This is a genomic window from Pusillimonas sp., assembly GCF_044464525.1.
Classification (GTDB): Bacteria; Pseudomonadota; Gammaproteobacteria; order Burkholderiales; family Burkholderiaceae_B; genus Pusillimonas.
On sequence record NZ_JBIQLE010000013.1, the window covers coordinates 80,537 to 97,694 of the forward strand.

Below are 17,158 nucleotides of genomic sequence, written 5' to 3' on the forward strand. Positions count from 1 at the left end.
ATGTCCTTTGTTCAGCCTGTGGCAGGCGTGACTCCCGCCTGCTTCATGATGCCATCCCAGCGTTCAAGCACACGCGGCAGCGCATAACGCGTTCTGACCGATTCAGCACCCCGCCGCCCCAGCTTGGCGCGCAGCTCTGGATCTTGCATAAGCTGTTCCAGGCCCTTGCTCAGCCCGGCCACGTCACCCAACGGAACAAGCAAAGCATCCTGACCATGGCGGGTCATGTCGGCCGGGCCGCTGGGGCAATCAAATGCAATGCACGGCAAGCCCAAGGCCATGGCCTCGAGCAACACGTTGGGAAACCCTTCAACCGCCGATGTCAGGGCAAAGGCATCGGCGGCGGCCAGTTCGTCCCATGGAGTATTGCTGCGCCCTGGTAAAGAAATGCGTTCGGCCATTCCGAGACGGTGCACCTGGGTCAGCAAAAGGTCTCGCATCGGGCCGTCGCCCCAGATCACCAGATCCCAATCGGGATGCCGGGACGCCAGCAAGGAGAACACCTCGATCAACACATCGAACTGCTTGTTGGGGACCAATCTGCCCATAGCCATCAGGCGCTTGCGCTGGGTCGTGGATACCCCCTGTGGCGAGCGGAGCAAGAGTTCGGGCGGCAAGGGGTTCGAGACCACCTCGAGCCGGCGAATTCCGGGCACCATGCGCTTGAACGGCTCGACGCTGGACTCGGCTTGCACCGTCACGACGTTCGCCCGGGGATACGTGAAGCGACGCAGCGTCCGCAACAAGAGACCGCTATTGGTCGCTGCAATGGGGCTGGTGCGCTCGCAGACAATGATGGGAACGTTCAAGCCGCTATGCGCAAGCAAGGCCATGACATTCACATTGGTCAGGAAGGAGATGACCACGTCGGGGGCCTCGTCGCGCATCATGGCGCGCATAACCCTTAGCTTGGCCACCGTGACGCCAAGCCGATTACGGGTACCCTTCAGATAATCCGCCATCCACACGAGCTTCACGTCGGGGTCAAGCGGATAAAAACATTCACCCCGGCGGGGATAGGTGGAGACCAGCGTAACCTCGTCGCCCCGGGCGACCCACGCACTGGCCAAGGTCGTGGCCACGCGCTCGGCCCCTCCGGTATTTAGCGAGCTGACCAGAAACAATATCTTCATGACCGGCCGCCCAAGCACCTGGATTCAACTGGCTTGATTCGTATCATTGCGATGCTCCAAAAACCGGGCTTCCGTTCAATAAGAACGCACGCAAGAATGCACGGCGTTTATCGAGCGCGAATCACTTCGTCCCATAATGTCATTATGCGCGCCGTCGAAAAGCGGTCGAGCACGTCGACGGCGCGACGCGCGCACAACCGCCGTTTATCTTCATGCCCCATCATGTCTGACAGATGGGCCGCCAGGGCTTCTGCATCTTCGGGCGGGTTGACCAAAGCACCGTCAATACCATGACGCACAATCTCGCGAGGCCCCGTCTCGCAATCGAAGGCCACCGCCGCCAGGCCGCTGGCCATGGCCTCCAGCAGGGTGTTGGACAAGCCCTCGACGCGCGAGCTGAGCACGTAAAGATCAGACTCGGCATACCACTGCCCGACATTGCCGACCCGGCCCGGCATGGACACGCGATCAGCCAGGCCTGCCGCCTCGATCTGAGCTTGCAGCGCCTCGCGGCACTGCCCCTCGCCCAATATCACCAGGTCCCAGTTGGGGAAATAGTCGGCCACCTGCGCGAACGCGGCCAATAAAAGATCAAAGCCCTTGAGACGATGCAAGCGGCCCACCGCCAGCAGGCGACGGCGTCCATAGCGGGCCGGAGGCTCAACAATGGGCTCTTCGGCCGGCATGGGCCACCGCACTGCGTTGGGAATGACGCTAAGCCGCGAACCCGGCACATGTTTTTCTATCCAGGCGGCCGTTCCCGAGGTAAGCGCGATCACTCTGGAAGCCTGCGGGTAGGCCCATCGACGCAGGCGCTGCCACATCGGCCCAATGGTTTGCGCCGGCGGATGAGTGTGTTCGGTGGCAATGACCCGGCACGGCAGGCCGCGCGCGGCCATTACGCACAAGACGGAAGAGGTTGTCATCATGCCCAGCACCAATGACGGCTTCTCGCGCCGAAACAGGCGGCGCAGCGTCCAGATACGGCGCAGATTCGCCAGCAAGCCCGTCAGACCCCCGCCGCTGTCGCTCGCCGTACCCAGCGCAACGCGCTTCACGCGGGAATCCACTTCGTAGGCGTCGCCCGCCGGATCGGCCTGCGTGACCAAGGCCACGCGATAGCCCCGATCTACCCAATAGGCGGCCAGGTCGACCGCCACCCGTTCGGCGCCACCGCCCCTTAGCGAATGGATCACAATCATCAAATACGGAGAACGAACAGAAGAACGAGACAATTGAATACCTTGATCGACAAACTCAACGCGCTATGGACGCCGTCTCGGGCGGACGCAGCGCAACAATGACATAGCAACTGTATGACAGCGCATACATGCAACTGGTGGCCAACATGATGCCGGCCGTGCCCATAGTGGGCGCCAACACCTGGTTCATGACCGCCTTGATGGCGAAGTTGGCCACAGCGATGCCGGCCATGATCCGATACCTGTTCTGGCTGGCCAAAAGCTGTACCAGAATCAGCACCCCGAAATAGAACGGAAGCTGCAACAGCCCCCAGCGCAATACGTGCGCCACCGCTTGGGTGTCCTGGTCGGTAAAAGCGCCCCGCTCGAACAATAAAGCCACGCCCCAAGGAGCAAGCAGCCAGCCCAGCGCGGCTGCGGCTGCCCCTGCGCCCAACATCCACACCGACCATTTCAAGGCGACCGTCCGGGCATGGGCCGCATCCCCCCTGCTGTGCACGTCTGCCAATACGGGCAAGGCCGCCCGGCCGACCGACGCGGCGCCCAAGCCCAGCACCAGCGACAACAGCCGCGCAGCGTAGCCGAGTGTCGCGTTGGCATTGTCGCCCAGGTTGGCCGCTGTGTACTGGTCGATGGGGCCGACGAAACTCATGGCTATCTGCCCGATCAACATCACCCCGGCCGCCTTGACCAGGTCGGGCCATTGATGCGCCGAAAACCCCAACCTGGGGCGCCCCCACATGCCGTCGGCGCGCGAGGCCAACCACAGCAGCCATGCCGACTGGATCAAATAGCCAACCAGCGTACCCCAAAGCAAGGGCCCCACATCGTCGACTGTTACGGCAAGCAGCACCCACACCAGAATCACCACCGCAGGCACGCTGTCGAGCAGAGTGTTGATGTGGCGCTCGTGCGCGCGCAAGCGCGCCGCACTGATTCCCGTCATGAGTGTCAGCAACGCCGCGGGCGCAAAAGCGAACATCAGTTGGGAAGTCATGCGCTGAGTGCGCGGGTCAAGCCCCTGGCCGGCCAGTTCGAGCAAATAGGGCCAGGCAATATAGCTTGCGACGGCCAGCGCCACCCCCAGCACCAGGGCACAACCTTGCAGCTCGCCCAGAAACCGCGCCCGCGCCGACCTGTCTTCGCGTCGTGTGCGCACCAGAACCGGGATAAGAACCACCGACAAAGCGCCCACAATGGTGACGGGCAGCCAGCCGGCCATCGTCAATGTGAACTGGTAGGCATCTACAACGTCGCTGACGCCGTAGCGATATGCCACCGCCATCTCTTTGAGGGCGCCTGCGAACTTGCCCAGCAACAGGAAGAAAGCCACCCGGGCGGCGCCCTTGGCGATACGGCGATGATCCGCATGCAGCCCGGCCAGCCTTTGGGAAAAGGTCTTCAAGAGATTTTCAAGTTAACGCAGGAACTGCGTATACCACGGCATGGCCACTTCAAGCCCCTGGACGATATTGTGCATCGGCTCGTAGCCCAGCAGCTCTTTGGCCTTGCTGATGTCGGCCTGCGAATGCCGCACGTCTCCGGCCCGGAAATCACGGTATATGGGCTGCTTGTCGTACTTGACGCCCTGTTCCTCAAGTGTTTGAGCCAAATACTGGAACAACTCATTGAGCGTGGTGCGTGCGTTGAACGCGACGTTGTATACCTCGTTGACACCTTCGGGCTGGGCCAGAGCGGCAAGAATATTCGCCTGCACAGCGTTTTCGACAAAGCAGAAATCGCGGCTGGTTTCGCCGTCGCCGTTGACCACGACCTCTTCGCCGCGGATCATGGCGGCGACCCATTTGGGAATGACTGCGGCGTAGGCGCCGTTGGGATCCTGGCGCTTGCCGAACACGTTGAAGTAGCGCAGACCCACACTGCCGAAACCGTAAGAGCGCGCGAACACGTCGGCGTACAGCTCGTTGACGTATTTGGTGACGGCATAGGGCGAAAGCGGACGCCCGATCTGGTCTTCTACCTTGGGCAGCGACTCGTGGTCGCCATAGGTGGAACTGGACGCGGCATAGACAAAGGATTTCACGTGTGCGTCTCGCGCCGCCACCAGCATGTTCAAGAAGCCCGATACGTTGACTTCATTGCTGGTGATGGGGTCTTCCAGCGAGCGCGGCACCGAGCCCAGGGCCGCCTGGTGCAGGACATGGTCGACGTCTTGCATGGCGCGGCGGCAAACGTCAAGATCGCGGATGTCGCCCTGGATGAATGCGAAGCTGGCCCATTTATCGGCGCCAACGGTTTTCTCGACCTCGTCCAGATTATGTTGGTGGCCGGTGGAAAAATTATCGATGCCCACTACTTTCTGGCCCAGCGCCAACAAAGTCTCGAGCAGGTTCGATCCAATGAAGCCGGCGCAGCCTGTAACAAGCCAGCGCTTGGGCTCTTCGCGCAGCGACTCAATAACCTCTTGGTAGCGATTAGTCATTCTGACCTCTTGTCTTGTTGATCACAGGCGCAAATCGGACTGCTCGGCCGACAGTGTGTACTTCAAATCGTAAAGCACATGCTGCTCTTTGCCCAGCGCCCGGATGGCGTCGGCGCCCATGTCGACGAACTGCTGGTGGGCCACGGCCAGGATGATGGCATCGTAGTCGCCTTTGGCCGGCGCCTTGACGGGCGTAATGCCGTATTCTTGCTGAGCTTCGGCTTCTCCCACCCACGGATCGTAGACATCGACGTCGATGCTGTACTCGGCCAGCTCTCGCACAATATCGACGATGCGCGTATTGCGCAGGTCGGGGCAGTTTTCTTTGAAGGCCAGCCCCATCACCAGCACCTTCGAGCCCTGCACCTGGATGCAGCGCTTTGTCATGGCCTTGACCAATTGCGACACCACGTAATTGCCCATGCTGTCGTTCAACCGGCGACCGGCCAAGATGATTTCGGGGTGATAGCCAATGGCCTGGGCCTTGTGCGTCAGGTAGTACGGATCGACACCAATGCAATGCCCCCCCACCAAGCCGGGACGGAAAGGCAGGAAGTTCCATTTGGTGCCCGCAGCCTCGAGCACGGCCTGGGTATCGATGCCCAGGCGATTGAAAATAAGGGCCAACTCGTTGATGAGCGCGATGTTGACATCTCGTTGCGTGTTTTCGATAACTTTGGCGGCTTCAGCCACACGGATCGATGCCGCCTTATGCGTGCCGGCCGTGATGATTTCTCCGTAAAGCTGATCGATCAGCTCGGCCACTTCGGGGGTCGAGCCCGAGGTTACTTTCTTGATGTTGGAGACTCGGTGCTGTTTGTCTCCCGGGTTGATCCGCTCGGGGCTGTAGCCGGCATAGAAGTCTTCGTTGAAGCGCAGACCCGAGACCCTTTCAAGCACAGGCACGCAGTCTTCTTCTGTCGCTCCGGGATAGACGGTCGATTCATAAATAACGATGTCGCCCCGCTTGAGCACCTTTCCTATGGTTTCGCTGGCCCGTATCAAGGGCGTCAGGTCGGGTTGCTTATAAGCGTCGATTGGCGTGGGCACAGTCACGATGAATACATTGGCCCGAGCAAGCGACTCAGCCTCGTGCGAGAACTCCATTTGCGTGGCGCTCTTCAGTTCCTCGGGTTCGACCTCGAGCGTATGGTCTTCGCCGTTTTTCAGCTCGGCGATGCGCTGAGCGTTGATATCAAAACCCAGGACCGAACGCTTCTTGCCGAATTCGACCGCCAGCGGAAGGCCCACATAGCCCAGGCCGACGACGGCCAATTTCACGTCTTGTAGTTGCAAATCGAATCTCCCACGTAGAATTTTCGAACAATATCAATGGGTCGGCCAGCACGATGACGCTGCCGGTCACCCGGCGCGGCGTGCTGGTGCGCTCCCGTTATCAGTGCTTGTTGCGATTGTTGCGCCCCAGCGAAGGCAGCAGCAGCCACGCCGGACGGCGCCACAAAACCAAGCGCGAATATATCCAGATATAAACAGCGGCGAACACCGCAAGACTGATGCATAAAATGACAGGGTCATCCCACCAGATCGTGGCCGGCGCCAGGCCGATCAGCGTCAACACCCACAGATAGGGCGACGCCATGGCATTGCACAGCGCCGGCACCGCATGGCGGCTGTCTCGGCTGAACGTGACACGTACCAGGCGCCGAAAAACCAATTGATGCAAGTGCAGGGCGTCGGGCTGATCCACCGGCGTGCCCCGCTTGAAGCGCCGCCGCCATATCGAGAACAGTGTTTCAAACACAGGGTAAAACACCGCCGCCAGGGCATAGAAAGGCGAGACGCTTGGGTTGCGCACCACCAGTTGCACAGCCAGCGAGGCCAGCATGAAGCCCAGGAAATATGCTCCGCCATCACCAAGAAACACTCGCCCAAACGGAAAATTCCAAACCAGGAAACCCAGGGTGGCCGACGCCAGCGCGGCAGCAATCAGGAAGATGGGGATGTCCTGCACCTGCAGCGCGACCAGGCCAATGGACAATGCCATCAGCGTGGCCACCATCCCGGCCAGCCCATTCATGCCGTCGACGATATTGAGCGCATGCGTACAGCCGCCCACCGCCACCACTGTCACAACCAGCGAAATAGGCCAGAACGACAACATCCAGTCGATGCCGGTAAAGCCGACACGCGAGATGCCGCCCAGCAACCACCAGGCAATGGCGGCCGACACAAAAGCTGCGAGCAGGCGCTTGCCGGCCCCTACCTCTTTCGTGATGTCTTCCAGCAAGCCCGCAACAAAGACGGGCATGGCTGCGATGAACAGCACCGGCCAAAGCCAGGTTAGCGTCATGTTGCTGGGGCCAAGCACCAGCAAGCCGGCCAAACTGCCGGCCACCACAGCCAGACCGCCAACCCGGGGCGTGGACCGAGTGTGCGATGCCTGCGGCTTGGATAGGTCGGAATCGCCTGTGAAGGCGCCATGCCAACGTTCAGACGCGACAATAAGCCCGCCAACCGTGAAGGCGACGATACATATATATAGCCAAGTTAAAGTGTCCCAAGTTTGAGGCACGAGTGGAGAACTCCCCGCTACGATTTAAATGTTGCCACCGAAACGGTTCTGCTTGCGGCCACGCGCATCAGCAGTACCCAATCGGACTATCGACATTATGGGCCGAAACTGTAACAGTCAGGGCAAACCCTTAAAAAAATATGCAACTAAACATGTAACTGAAGGCGGTCCATTTTAGCGCCAAGCGCTTGCAATAGGATCGGCGGCCTGTCGGCCCAATCAGCATGTCCTTGGCGGATGCCTTGATGAAAAACGCACATAAGCGCTGCGTTCGAACGCCGGCGGTCAGCCATCTAATGGTAGGCCGGCACGGGGTAGATCAGCATCGGAATGAAGCCGGGGCCGAAAAAACAAAAAAAAAGCCCGAGATCTTGCGATCTCGGGCTAAATCCACCAAAGGAGGAGGGTGGAGGAGACAACCGTGGCATGTTGGGCTACAAAAGCAGTTGCTTGAGCCAACGTGACTGGAGTTTTGTTAAGGGTTTACCTCTACAATCACGCTTCAACATCCGATAACTAAATTATATCTACACAAATGGTGCAATGCAAGATATATTTGAAACCTGTTGTATTTAAAGCAGTTTGTCGTGTATTGCCTTGCCGCGCTGCTTTTAATACTTAGTGCCTGCTAACTTCTTGCCGACACAACTGAAGTATACCTAGGGGAAACCCGAATGGCAAGCGGAATAAAAGCAACGTGGTTAATTAGTTACAAACAAAAGAGCGGCTGGGCCTCGACGCACTAGATGCGATACGCCGTAGTGGTCATTATCTTGGACATTACCCGCATACCCAGCCGAATCGGCAAAGGCAGGCGTTCGGCGCCTTCTCGCTGGGCTGTGGTTCGATGGCCGATTTCATCGGTGCGCATCTGTTCGACGATGCGACGCGAACGCTCGTCGTCGGCGGGCAACTGGGTTAGGTGACCATCGAGGTGCTGCTCGACCTGTGCTTCCGTCTCGGCCATGAAACCCAGGTTGCGCGCTGCTCCGGCACGACCGGCCGCAAGACCCAGGGCGAACGAACCGGCATACCAGAGCGGATTCAAATAGCTGGGCCGGCTTTGCAGCTCTTCGAGACGCTCGCGACACCACGCCAGATGATCGACCTCTTCGCCGGCGGCATCCAATAATAAAGTTCGTGTGGCTGGGTCTTCGCATAACAAGGCTTGACCGCGATACAGGGCCTGGGCGCAGACCTCGCCCACATGATTGACCCGCATCAAACCCGCTGCGTGGCGCCGCTCGGCATCCGACAATGTAGATTCGCCGCGCTGATGCCCCGCCGGATTGGGCCGCCCGGCCTGTGCAGAACCCGTCAGCACTTGCAAGGCGCGCCCCGCTTCGGCCAAGACGGCATCAAGCCCCTGCATTGATCGCGCGGGCGAATTGCCGGCGCTTTTCACTGCTGTCTCGAGTGCATCTGAATCAGCCATGGCGTTCTCCTTATTCCATTGAAACCCGTATTCGACTGTGCAAACACCGTCAATTGGGTCATACCTTGATCATGATATAAAAAATCGGGCTCCACCGCTGGCGTCCGTCCCGTTATGCCACGCCTTCAACCAACCCCGACCGACCCGACTGATCTGCCCGACCGGCCTTGCACAGCAAAGGAATTCTTCGATCAGGTCGCAGCCGGCATCTGGTTCCCGGAAGGCTTGCGCTATGATTGACACCTAAGGAATAGGCATCGTTCCGACTCACTTTCCACCATACCCAGGCAAATAGACTGAAATGGAATGCACTATAGATTGGGGCGGCCCTGAAGGCATGCTCTTTGTCGCGCGCACCGGCAGCGGACACGTCACCGCAATGGATGGCGCCCCCGAGGGCGGCGGCCACAACTTTGCGCCGCGCCCGATGGAATTGCTGTTGACGGGCGCCGGCGGCTGCGCGGCGTATGACGTCGTACTCATACTCAAACGCGGACGACACGGCATTAAAGGCTGCCAGGTAAAGCTCAATGCCGAAAGGGCCGACACAGACCCCAAGGTCTTCACCAAAATACACTTCGCCTTTACTGTCACGGGCGCCGGCTTGCCGCAAGCGGCCGTCGAGCGGGCCGTCAAGCTTTCTCACGAAAAATACTGCTCGGCCACGGCCATGCTGACGCATACCGCCGAAATCACGCATTCCGTAACCATCCAGGAAGCCTGACTGTTCTGTCGCCAGAGCACGCGGCGGCGCCACACCGACAACCGATTTCCAGCGATTACCATGCAACAGTACGAAGACCTCATGCGCCACGTGTACGACCACGGCACCCCGAAAACCGACCGCACGGGCACAGGCACTCGTTCGGTGTTCGGCCACCAAATGCGTTTCAATCTTGGCGAAGGCTTTCCGCTGATCACCACCAAGAGGCTGCACACCAAAAGCATTTTCATTGAACTGCTCTGGTTTCTGCGTGGCGGATCGAACGTACGCTGGCTTCAAGAGCGGGGCGTCAGCATCTGGAACGAGTGGGCGGACGCCAACGGCGACCTTGGGCCTGTGTACGGTGTGCAATGGCGTTCATGGCCCACGCCTGATGGCCGGCATATCGACCAGATAAGCCAGGTGTTGCAACAGATACGCGACAACCCGGATTCACGCCGCCTTATTGTCTCGGCCTGGAACGTGTCGGACATTCCCAACATGGCCCTGCCGCCCTGCCATGCCTTCTTTCAGTTCTACGTGGCCGACGGCAAGCTTTCGTGCCAGCTGTACCAGCGCAGCGCCGACATCTTCCTGGGCGTGCCCTTCAATATCGCCAGTTATGCCTTGCTGACCCACATGATGGCGCAGCAATGCGACCTTGAAGTGGGCGACTTCATCTGGACGGGCGGCGATTGTCACTTGTACAGCAATCACTTCGAACAGGTTGAACTACAGCTTTCACGCAAACCCTTCCCCTACCCGCGCCTGAACATCAAACGCAAGCCCGCCAGCTTGTTCGAATACGAATACGAAGATTTCGAGATTCTCGACTATCAGTTTCATCCCCATATCAAGGCGCCCGTCGCCGTCTGACGCATTTTCTCGAGGCACCGCCATGGCACTGCCCTATATCAAGCTGGTTGTCGCCTATTCCAGGAACCGCGTAATAGGCCGCGACAACGATTTGCCCTGGCGCTTGCCCAGCGACCTGGTGCATTTCAAGCGCACAACCATGGGGCAGCCCATCGTAATGGGCCGCAAGACCTGGGAATCGTTGGGGCGCCCGCTACCGGGCCGGCCCAATCTGGTCATCAGCCGCAATGCCGGCTATGCGGCAGAGGGCGCTCGCGTATTCGCTTCATTGGCCGACGCACTGGCTGCGTGCCAGGGCGATAGTTCCGTCTGCGTCATCGGCGGCGCACAGATCTTTGCCGACGCCCTGCCGCTTGCGGACGAGATCATCGCCACCGAAATCCATGCCGACGTCGACGGCGATGTGTACTTTCCGCCTTTACCTGCCGGCGCCTGGCAGGAAAAAGCACGCTTGCCGCAACCCGAGGAAAACGGTTACCGCTACGACTTCGTCACGTATTGCCGCAGCCGCGATACCGATGGACCAAAGGCCGGCACATCCGCCCACTCGACTACAGAAGCTTCGGGCGGCGGCGACAACGCCGCAGGCAGCACAGACAGCACCACACATGGCCGCGCGCCTGTTCAGCCAGATCTATCGCATTTGTGGATGCCGTTTACGGCAAACCGGGAGTTCAAACAAAACCCGCGCTTGCTGGCGACAGCGCAGGGCATGTATTACACCGAGACCCAGGGCCGGCGGATACTGGACAGCATGGCCGGCCTGTGGTGCGTCAATGCCGGCCACGCACGATCGGAAATCATCGAAGCGATTACACACCAGGCCACGCAACTGGATTATGCGCCTGGCTTCCAGATGGGCCATCCCGCCGCCTTCGAGGCGGCTTCGGCCCTGGCTCGCATCATGCCCGCGCAGTTGGACCGCATCTTTTTCACCAACTCGGGTTCCGAATCGGTGGACACCGCTCTGAAAATCGCGCTGGCCTACCATCGCAGCCGAGGCGAGGGCCAGCGCACGCGCTTCATTGGACGCGAGCGGGGCTATCACGGCGTGGGTTTCGGCGGCATTTCGGTGGGCGGCATCACCGCCAACCGCAAGACGTATTCCGGCGCCCTGCTGCCGGCGGTAGACCATCTTCCCCATACCCACAATCTGCAGCACAACGCGTTCTCACGGGGGCAGCCGCAGTGGGGCGCCCACCTGGCCGACGAGCTTGAGCGCATCGTCGCCCTGCACGACCCCTCTACCATCGCCGCCGTCATTGTCGAGCCTTTGGCCGGCTCCGCCGGTGTATTGGTTCCGCCCGCAGGCTATCTGGAACGGCTACGAGCCATCACTTCGCAGCACGGCATACTGCTGATCTTCGATGAAGTGATCACGGCGTTCGGCCGCCTGGGTGCTGCCACGGCAAGTGCGTGTTTCGGCGTAGACCCCGACATCGTGACGCTGGCCAAGGGAATCAGCAATGCCGCAGTGCCCTGCGGCGCAGTGGCCGTGCACCGAGGCGTGCATGACGCCATCGTCGACCAGGCCGCCGGCGGCATTGAGCTGTTCCACGGCTATACCTATTCGGGCCACCCGCTTGCCGCCGTCGCAATCAAGGCAACGCTGGACATCTACGAGCGTGAGCGCTTATTCGACCGCGCCGCCGCCCTGGCGCCCTATTTCGAGCAAGCGGCCCACAGCCTGCAAGGCGCCCCCCATGTTCAGGACATTCGCAACCTGGGCCTGGTGGCGGGCATCGAGCTGCAAGCCCGGGAAGGCGCACCCGGCGCACGAGCCGCCGAAGTCTTCCAGGCCTGCTATGATCGCGGCGTTTTATTGCGCTATACCGGCGACACCCTCGCCGTTTCGCCATCCTTGATCATTGACGAGAGCCAGATCGATCAAGTGTTCGATACGTTGAAGTCTGTACTGGCCAAGGTGGCCTGAGACCTTTGCCGACCATAAGCACAATGCTCAGAACGTATAAGTAACCAGCAGCATGCCCCATAAATTACCCTTGGCGCCGCCGATTTGCGTTCCGCCTTGAGCGGCATCGTACTTGGGCTTGTACCAGCCGATGGCGGGCATTACATAGAAGCTGTCCAACACCCACTCGGCATACAGGTCGATCTCGTACCCATCCAGGCGGCCCAGGGCTTTGTTCAAGGAGCTGAATCGGTAGGCCAGCATTCCCACGCTAAAGGAGTCGGACGCGGACACCTTTAAGTTGACATGATGCACCTTGGTATTGCTGTTGAACGGCCCCGCGTAGTTTCCGGCCAGTTCGCCCTGCACCCAGGTTCCCAAGCTGCGCACGTTGCCGTAGAGCAGCGGATCGAACCTCTCGGAAAAATAGCTGTAACGATAGTTGATGCTTGGCTCGCCCGGCAGATCGGCAAATGTCCAGCCCACCTCGCCGTACCATGCGCGCTCGTTGCCCGAATGCCTGCGCTGGTGCGCATACTCGGCTGAAAAGAACAGGTTTTCCACGCCCAGGTCACCCTGGGTGCGCAAGCTGTAGGTTTTGACGCCCTTGCGCTGCTTCGAATCAAGGGCGGAGTCAGTATCAAGCACTTCGATATAGCTGGCGCCGACAAGGTTGCGGGCCGACTTTGCCATCAACGTCGCCACGGCGAACTCGGGCCGCGCCTGGCCGGGGTTGTTCGACTTCAACCACATGAACTCGCCAACCAGGCCCTGCTCGCCGCCCAACCGCACAGCGGCCGTCTGCGCAAAAGCGTTCTCGGGAGCCAGATAATAAACGCCGCCGCGGTCATAGGCGCCGCCAGCGTAGTCGCGCCCGAGGCTGAGGCTGTCCTTGGCGATAAGAAATCCGTCACCGACGAACAGCCGGCGGCGTCCGGCGGTGACATGCACCCCGTCCTTGCCCAGCGCCGGAAACATGTCGCCCGAACGCCAGCCCACATAGGCTTCGGAAAGCGCCGCGCCGCTGTCGTTGGGCTTCGTCCATCCGGCGGGGTCGCCATCGCCGAATGTGCTTTTGCCCAGTGCCGACACGACGCCGTATAGCTCGCTGCCTTCGGATAATTTTCGTGCCCCGCGCAGGCCCAGCTTCACATAGCCCTCTTGCCAGGTGGAAGAGCCTTCTTCCTGGGTACCTGATTGCTGGTAGTTGCGTTGACTGTGATAGGCGCCGGCGCCAACCTGGAAATCTAGATGCAGATCACCCTTGATGGAGTCGACCAGTTCAACGGCCACGGCGGCACAAGGCAGGAAAGCGCACGAAAGCGCCACAAAAGCGGCCATGCGTGCGCGAAGCGACGGGCCCGGTTTTGTTTCCATACTTGCGCTCATGCTTAAGATTACGCAGAACAGGAAACCGGGCAGTTCGGATCAGTCGGAATCGACCAGACCCTGGTAGCCGTTGGCATCCAGCAAGGCTTCGACGTCGGTCGGGTTGCTGGGACGTATCTTGAAGATCCATGCCTCAAAAGGCGTCTGGTTGATCAGGTCTGGCTGGCCGTCCAGCGCCTCGTTGAACTCGGTGATTTCGCCCGCAACCGGTGCGTAGATGTCGGAAGCCGCCTTTACTGATTCAACCACGCCGGCGGTTTCTCCCGCCTTCAGATGCGCGCCCACCTTGAAGTCGCCAACGAAAACCAGGTCGCCCAGCTGATCTTGCGCATTGTCTGTTATACCTACAAGAAACACATCGCCGTCGGCTTTTACCCATTCATGCGAAGGCGTGTATTTGCGATCGTCCGGTTGACTCATTTAGACCTCTTGATTTGTTGGGGTTAGTGCTTTTCAGGAGCATAGCGTGAATCCATGCGGCAAGCCAACACCGGGTTGACCTCCTTGCCCTAAGCGGCGCGCAGCGCCCGTCCGCAAGCCACGCCGGAAGCCCAGGCCCATTGAAAGTTATACCCTCCCAGCCAACCCGTCACGTCCACCGCTTCGCCAATGAAATACAAGCCCGGCGCCGCCTTGGCCTGCATGGTCTTCTGGTCCAGCCCGCGCGTATCCACGCCACCACGCATTACCTCGGCCTTGCGATAGCCCGCCGTGCCGCTGGGGTTCAGGCTCCACTCATGTATGCTTGCGGCCAATCTGCGCAAGATCTTGTCGGGGATGTCGGCCATGCGCATCACACCCGGGGAGTCCGCTGCGGCTGCAAGCCATTGCTCGGCCAGTCTTTTCGGCCAGATCGAGGCCAAGACCGTGTCAAGCTGCTGGCGGTTGCCGGGCTTGGCGGCAAGCAAGATCTGCTCAAGGTCTTGCGCCGGCGCCAGGTCGATCTCGATCGCTTCGCCCGGGTTCCAATAGCTTGAGATCTGCAGTATGGCGGGCCCCGACAGGCCGCGATGGGTAAAAAGCAGGTCTTCCAGGAAAGCCGTCTTGCGCTTTCCGGAGCCGCATCGCACCGTCACTTCCAGCGCAACGCCGCTTAGCGCGGCGAAGGGCTTCCATTGCTCGGCATCGAATGCCAGGGGCACCAGGGCGGGACGAGGCTCTATAACCTTCAGGCCGAACTGCCTGGCGATCTTCAGCGCGAAATCGCTTGCGCCCAGTTGAGGAATAGCCATTCCACCGCATGCCATCACCACCTGCCGGGCTTGAATGGGTTCGGCTTGAGTCGTCAACGTAAATCGCTCTTCCTCGTGGCTTATCGCCGACACTTGACACGGCATGCGCCAACTGACGCGGCCGGCATCGCACTCGCGCCGCAGCATCTGAATGATGTCCTCGCTGGACTCGTCGCAAAATAGTTGGCCACGATGCTTTTCGTGCCAGGCGATGCCATGGCGCTCAACCAGGTCGATGAAGTCGCGCGGCGTATAGCCCGCCAACGCCGAACGGCAAAAATTCGGATTCTGAGAAATAAACTGGGCCGGCGTAGTGCCGACGTTTGTAAAATTGCAGCGTCCGCCCCCGGAAATTCGTATTTTCTCGGCCAGTCGTGTGGCATGGTCGATAAGCACGACCTTCAGGCCACGCTGTCCGGCCACCGAGGCGGCCATCATGCCCGCCGCACCCGCCCCGATGACGGCAACGTCGAAGATTTGCTTTGCTCTCACGTCAAACCGTCAGCTTATGATCGCCGGTCGCAATACGACTGCGTCGGCAGGCAGCGGACGCCAATGCCGCAAAACCGGCCACTTCAGTCTTCTTCCTTGATGCAATCCACGTAATAACGCGGCTGGGAATCGGGGCCGACGTCTTCCGCCAAACCATGCACATAGGTTTCAAAACCCGGAAAGCGCGCGTTGAATTCGCGCACGAATTGCAGGTAATGAACAATGCGGTCGTTGAAGCGCTCGCCCGGAATCAGCAAGGGGATGCCCGGTGGATAAGGCGTTAGCAGCACGCCGGTAACGCGGTCTTCAAGATCGTCGATGGCCACGCGCTCAACCTCGCGGTGAGCCATCTTGGCGTAGGCATCCGAGGGCTTAAGCGCCGGCACCATGTCGGAAAGATACATCTCGGTGGTTAGCCGCGCAATATCGTGCGCGCGATAAGCTTCGTGGATTTGCTGGCACAGGTCACGCAAGCCCATTCTTTCGTAGCGCCGATGTTCTTTGCAGAAGTCGGGAAGTATGCGCCACATGGGGTTGTTGCGATCGTAATCGTCCTTGAACTGCTGCAAGGCCGTAAGCAGCGTATTCCAGCGGCCCTTGGTGATGCCGATGGTGAACATGATGAAGAACGAATACAAGCCTGTCTTTTCAATGACGACGCCGTGCTCGGCCAGGTACTTGGAAACCAGCGCCGCCGGGATGCCGGTTTCGGCGAACGTGCCCGAAATATCAAGCCCCGGCGTCACCACCGTGGCCTTGATCGGGTCGAGCATGTTGAAGCCTGGGGCCAGCGGGCCAAAGCCGTGCCATTCGTCGTCGGCCTCCAGCATCCAGTCGTCGCGATGCCCGATGCCCTCGCCGGCCAAACGCTTGGGGCCCCACACCTTGAACCACCAGTCGTTCTTGCCGAACTCGGACTCGACCTTGCGCATGGCGCGACGAAAATCCAGGGCCTCGCTGATGCTTTCCTCGACCAGCGCCGTGCCGCCTGGCGGTTCCATCATGGCGGCGGCCACATCGCACGACGCAATGATGGCGTACTGCGGCGACGTGGACGTGTGCATGAGAAAAGCCTCGTTGAACACGTTGCGATCAAGTTTGCGGGTCTCGGAGTCTTGCACCGTAATTTGCGAGGCCTGCGACAAGCCGGCCAGCAGCTTGTGGATTGAATGCGTGGCGAAGACCATGGCATCCTTGCTGCGCGGACGGTTCTTGCCGATGGCGTGCATATCCTTGTAGTACTCGTGGAAGGCCGCGTGCGGAATCCAGGCTTCGTCAAAATGCAGGGTATCGATTTCAGAGCCCAGCTTCTCTTTGATCATCTCGACGTTGTAGCTGACCCCGTCATAGGTGCTTTGCGTAATCGTAAGAATGCGGGGCTTCTTGTTCTTGATACGATCGACGAACGGGTGAGCATCGATCTTGCGCCGGATGCTCTCGGGCTCGAACTCTTCGAGCGGAATCGGGCCGATGATGCCAAGATGGTTTCGTGTCGGACGCAAAAAAACAGGTATCGCGCCCGTCATGGTGATGGCGTGCAATATGGATTTATGGCAATTGCGATCAACCACCACCACATCGTCAGCCGCCACGTTGGCATGCCAGACGATCTTGTTCGAGGTGGAAGTGCCGTTGGTTACGAAAAAGCAATGGTCGGCATTGAAAATGCGGGCCGCATTAAGCTCTGACTCGGCCACCGGGCCGGTGTGGTCCAGCAACTGGCCCAATTCGTCGACCGCATTGCAGACGTCGGCGCGCAGCATGTTTTCGCCGAAGAACTGGTGGAACATCTGCCCCACCGGGCTCTT

Annotated in this window: 14 protein-coding genes and 1 pseudogene; 4 read left to right on the forward strand and 11 right to left on the reverse strand. The window is 59.8% G+C overall.

Translation table 11 applies throughout. The features are described 5' to 3' along the window. Nucleotides 1–11 precede the first annotated feature (11 nt). The 7 genes from ACIY1O_RS09385 to coq7 form a co-directional block, all read right to left on the reverse strand. Complete coding sequence (locus tag ACIY1O_RS09385) at nt 12–1,133, reverse strand: glycosyltransferase family 4 protein (protein ID WP_397474831.1); 1,122 nt, start codon at nt 1,131–1,133, stop codon at nt 12–14. A gap of 107 nt (nt 1,134–1,240) precedes the next feature. After that, nucleotides 1,241–2,335: a glycosyltransferase family 4 protein gene (locus ACIY1O_RS09390; RefSeq protein ID WP_397474845.1), complete on the reverse strand. Its 1,095-nt coding sequence runs from the start codon at nt 2,333–2,335 to the stop codon at nt 1,241–1,243. Between the two features lie 55 nt (nt 2,336–2,390). Continuing rightward, complete coding sequence (gene murJ / locus ACIY1O_RS09395) at nt 2,391–3,740, reverse strand: murein biosynthesis integral membrane protein MurJ (protein ID WP_397474832.1); 1,350 nt, start codon at nt 3,738–3,740, stop codon at nt 2,391–2,393. A 12-nt stretch (nt 3,741–3,752) separates the two neighbouring features. Continuing rightward, nucleotides 3,753–4,778, reverse strand: coding sequence for an SDR family oxidoreductase (locus tag ACIY1O_RS09400; protein ID WP_397474833.1), 1,026 nt, complete (start codon nt 4,776–4,778; stop codon nt 3,753–3,755). Between the two features lie 21 nt (nt 4,779–4,799). Then, the gene (gene tviB, locus ACIY1O_RS09405) at nt 4,800–6,074 is read right to left on the reverse strand and encodes a Vi polysaccharide biosynthesis UDP-N-acetylglucosamine C-6 dehydrogenase TviB (RefSeq protein WP_397474834.1); all 1,275 of its coding nucleotides are present in this window, start codon (nt 6,072–6,074) and stop codon (nt 4,800–4,802) included. 100 nt (nt 6,075–6,174) lie between these two features. After that, nucleotides 6,175–7,311 carry an MraY family glycosyltransferase gene (locus tag ACIY1O_RS09410; RefSeq protein WP_397474835.1) on the reverse strand — a complete coding sequence of 379 codons (1,137 nt, stop codon included), beginning with the start codon at nt 7,309–7,311 and terminating at the stop codon, nt 6,175–6,177. Between the two features lie 742 nt (nt 7,312–8,053). Next, the gene (coq7, locus tag ACIY1O_RS09415; protein ID WP_397474846.1) at nt 8,054–8,683 is read right to left on the reverse strand and encodes a 2-polyprenyl-3-methyl-6-methoxy-1,4-benzoquinone monooxygenase; all 630 of its coding nucleotides are present in this window, start codon (nt 8,681–8,683) and stop codon (nt 8,054–8,056) included. Nucleotides 8,684–9,047: 364 nt separating this feature from the next. On the opposite strand from coq7, the gene ACIY1O_RS09420 reads away from it, so the two are divergent. The 4 genes and pseudogenes from ACIY1O_RS09420 to aptA all read left to right on the forward strand — a co-directional run bounded on the left by ACIY1O_RS09420 (nt 9,048) and on the right by aptA (nt 12,258). Continuing rightward, the gene (locus ACIY1O_RS09420; RefSeq protein WP_397474836.1) at nt 9,048–9,470 is read left to right on the forward strand and encodes an OsmC family protein; all 423 of its coding nucleotides are present in this window, start codon (nt 9,048–9,050) and stop codon (nt 9,468–9,470) included. Nucleotides 9,471–9,530: 60 nt separating this feature from the next. Continuing rightward, nucleotides 9,531–10,325, forward strand: a complete 795-nt coding sequence (locus ACIY1O_RS09425) for a thymidylate synthase (protein WP_397474837.1) — start codon at nt 9,531–9,533, stop codon at nt 10,323–10,325. A 22-nt stretch (nt 10,326–10,347) separates the two neighbouring features. After that, nucleotides 10,348–10,818 (forward strand): annotated as a pseudogene (locus ACIY1O_RS09430) (dihydrofolate reductase); the annotation flags it as partial. Nucleotides 10,819–10,968: 150 nt separating this feature from the next. Further along, nucleotides 10,969–12,258: an omega-aminotransferase AptA gene (gene aptA, locus ACIY1O_RS09435; protein WP_487047370.1), complete on the forward strand. Its 1,290-nt coding sequence runs from the start codon at nt 10,969–10,971 to the stop codon at nt 12,256–12,258. A 27-nt stretch (nt 12,259–12,285) separates the two neighbouring features. On the opposite strand, the gene ACIY1O_RS09440 is transcribed toward aptA, so the two are convergent. The 4 genes from ACIY1O_RS09440 to ACIY1O_RS09455 all read right to left on the reverse strand — a co-directional run. Further along, nucleotides 12,286–13,614 (reverse strand): hypothetical protein, encoded by a 1,329-nt coding sequence (locus tag ACIY1O_RS09440; protein WP_397474838.1) that lies wholly within the window; start codon nt 13,612–13,614, stop codon nt 12,286–12,288. A gap of 51 nt (nt 13,615–13,665) precedes the next feature. Beyond that, nucleotides 13,666–14,046 carry a glycine cleavage system protein GcvH gene (gene gcvH, locus ACIY1O_RS09445; protein WP_397474839.1) on the reverse strand — a complete coding sequence of 127 codons (381 nt, stop codon included), beginning with the start codon at nt 14,044–14,046 and terminating at the stop codon, nt 13,666–13,668. A gap of 89 nt (nt 14,047–14,135) precedes the next feature. Beyond that, the gene (locus ACIY1O_RS09450) at nt 14,136–15,296 is read right to left on the reverse strand and encodes a BaiN/RdsA family NAD(P)/FAD-dependent oxidoreductase (RefSeq protein WP_397474848.1); all 1,161 of its coding nucleotides are present in this window, start codon (nt 15,294–15,296) and stop codon (nt 14,136–14,138) included. A gap of 137 nt (nt 15,297–15,433) precedes the next feature. After that, on the reverse strand, nt 15,434–17,158 hold a 1,725-nt coding region (locus ACIY1O_RS09455), incomplete at its 5' end, for an Orn/Lys/Arg family decarboxylase (RefSeq protein ID WP_397474840.1).

Coding starts and splice junctions, on each gene's coding strand:
- ACIY1O_RS09385 (WP_397474831.1), bottom strand. CDS start 1,133: ATGAAGATATTGTTTCTGGTCAGCTCGCTAAATACCGGAGGGGCCGAG.
- ACIY1O_RS09390 (WP_397474845.1), bottom strand. CDS start 2,335: ATGATTGTGATCCATTCGCTAAGGGGCGGTGGCGCCGAACGGGTGGCG.
- ACIY1O_RS09400 (WP_397474833.1), bottom strand. CDS start 4,778: ATGACTAATCGCTACCAAGAGGTTATTGAGTCGCTGCGCGAAGAGCCC.
- coq7 (WP_397474846.1), bottom strand. CDS start 8,683: ATGCAGGGGCTTGATGCCGTCTTGGCCGAAGCGGGGCGCGCCTTGCAA.
- ACIY1O_RS09420 (WP_397474836.1), top strand. CDS start 9,048: ATGGAATGCACTATAGATTGGGGCGGCCCTGAAGGCATGCTCTTTGTC.
- ACIY1O_RS09425 (WP_397474837.1), top strand. CDS start 9,531: ATGCAACAGTACGAAGACCTCATGCGCCACGTGTACGACCACGGCACC.
- ACIY1O_RS09440 (WP_397474838.1), bottom strand. CDS start 13,614: ATGGAAACAAAACCGGGCCCGTCGCTTCGCGCACGCATGGCCGCTTTT.
- gcvH (WP_397474839.1), bottom strand. CDS start 14,046: ATGAGTCAACCGGACGATCGCAAATACACGCCTTCGCATGAATGGGTA.
- ACIY1O_RS09450 (WP_397474848.1), bottom strand. CDS start 15,296: ATGATGGCCGCCTCGGTGGCCGGACAGCGTGGCCTGAAGGTCGTGCTT.